We start from the raw sequence: 1835 nt of genomic DNA, 5'->3' as shown, positions 1-1835 counted from the left end.
GAGGGCACTGAAAAACTTCAAATAATTTTGAGCAGAGGAGCGTCATCCCGGATGGGATGGCGCTCCTCTGCTTTCATTGCCCTTTAAAGCCGCCCTGTCCGGCACGCCGCTTTCCTGGGGGCGGTCAGCGAGCCGCATCGCGACGATGTCGCTGCTGGGTCTCGCCTTGCCCGCTGTTCCCCCGGGAGTCGGCGTGCCCTCGGGGCGACGCTGTACGTCCTTGCCGTTTCGGACTAAACTGGCTATAACTACACATCCTGGAGGCGATCCCGATGATGCCAGACCTGCCGAACATGCCGCCGAGCCCGTATGCGGCGCTTTACGATCTGTTGATCCCTGCCGATGACGAGCTACGGCTCATCCACGATCTCGTATCGTTCGATTTCGTCACCGACCTGCTCGCGGACACGTATTGTCACGACAACGGGCGGATGGCCGTCCATCCTGTCCGGATGTTCAAATATCTGTTCCTCAAGGCGCACTCGAACCTATCGGATGTCGATCTCGTCAGACGGGCGAGGACCGACCTCACCTATAAGTATTTCCTGGATCTCGCGCCGGAGGACGGCGTCATCAACCCGTCCTCGCTCACGAAATTCCGCCGCCAACGCATGGACGACGACAAACTGCTCGACAAACTGCTCGCACACACGGTCGAGGTCGTGAAAGAGATGGGGCTGCTGAAGGGACGGACGCTGATCGTCGATTCGACCCATTCCCGGGCCCGGTACGGGCAGAAGCCGATTGGGCAGGCGATCATCGAGGAGGCGAAGCATCTGCGCCAAGCGTGCTATCAGGCATCGGCCGATGCGAAGGGGCGTTTCCCTGAGAAAGTCGATGAGCACGACAACGACCAGCTGCTCGCCTATGCGCTCGCCGTGGCGGAGACCGTAGAGTCCGAGATGCCCGAGCTGATGATGCGGGAGCACATCCGCGACAGGGTGAACCGTGTCCGCGAGCTCGCCGAGGACGCGCATGTCGAGCTACAGGTGTCCAAGGACAGCGATGCCCGGACCGGGCACAAGAGCGCCGACTCCTCCTTCTTCGGCTACAAGCATCACCTCGCGATGACGGAAGAAGGCATCATCACGGCCGTCGTCGTCACGTCAGGCGAGGCGGCGGACGGGAAGCAGTTGACTCGCCTCATCGAGAAGAGCCACGCCGCCGGCGCCGAGTTCGACCACATCGTGGGCGATGCGGCCTATTCGGGCCGAGACAACCTGATCTATGCCGCCTCACAAGGATGTAAGCTCGTCGCCCCATTGAACCCCCGTGTCTATTCCCCTGCAGAGAACCGCGGCGAGGGGTTCACTTACAATAAAGATGCGGAACGCTACGTCTGCCCCGCCGGGCACATGGCCATCCGTAAGGCCCGGACAGGCACGAAGAACATCGGGAAGAATCAAAAAGAGACGCATTATTTTGATATTGAGCTGTGTAAACGATGCCCATTGCGTGAAGGTTGTTACAAGGATGGCGCCAATTCGAAAACGTACAGTGTGTCATTGAAATCGAGGGAACATAGCGAACAGCTCGAATACGAGCAGACCGATGAGTTCAAGGACCATCACCGGAAGCGCTTCGCGATTGAGCCGAAGAACAGCCAACTGAAGAACCCGCAAGGTCTGGCGCGAAACAAAACGTCAGACCTGAAAGGCATGACGTTACAGAGCGTGATGGCGATCATCGCGGTAAACCTGAAGCGGATCATCACCCTCTCAAAAGAAAAAACAGGATAAGGGCAAGGAAAAAGAGCGATTGTCCCGACTTGAGTCGGTCCAATCGCCCTTTTTTCTGTTCACGCTCGGATAGAGCGGAGGTTTTTCAGTGCCCTC

At 58.4% G+C, this 1835-nt stretch carries 1 protein-coding gene; it reads left to right on the top strand.

The features are described from left to right. Window positions 1-272: 272 nt before the first annotated feature. Window positions 273-1739, top strand: coding sequence for an IS1182 family transposase (locus tag BJU60_RS14620; protein WP_070329512.1), 1467 nt, complete (start codon window positions 273-275; stop codon window positions 1737-1739). Window positions 1740-1835 lie beyond the last annotated feature (96 nt).

It is taken from the genome of Exiguobacterium aurantiacum (assembly GCF_001766415.1).
GTDB classification, from domain to species: domain Bacteria; phylum Bacillota; class Bacilli; order Exiguobacteriales; family Exiguobacteriaceae; genus Exiguobacterium; species Exiguobacterium aurantiacum_A.
This window is presented reverse-complemented; position numbering and strand designations above follow the sequence as displayed.

Coding starts and splice junctions, on each gene's coding strand:
- BJU60_RS14620 (WP_070329512.1), top strand. CDS start 273: ATGATGCCAGACCTGCCGAACATGCCGCCGAGCCCGTATGCGGCGCTT.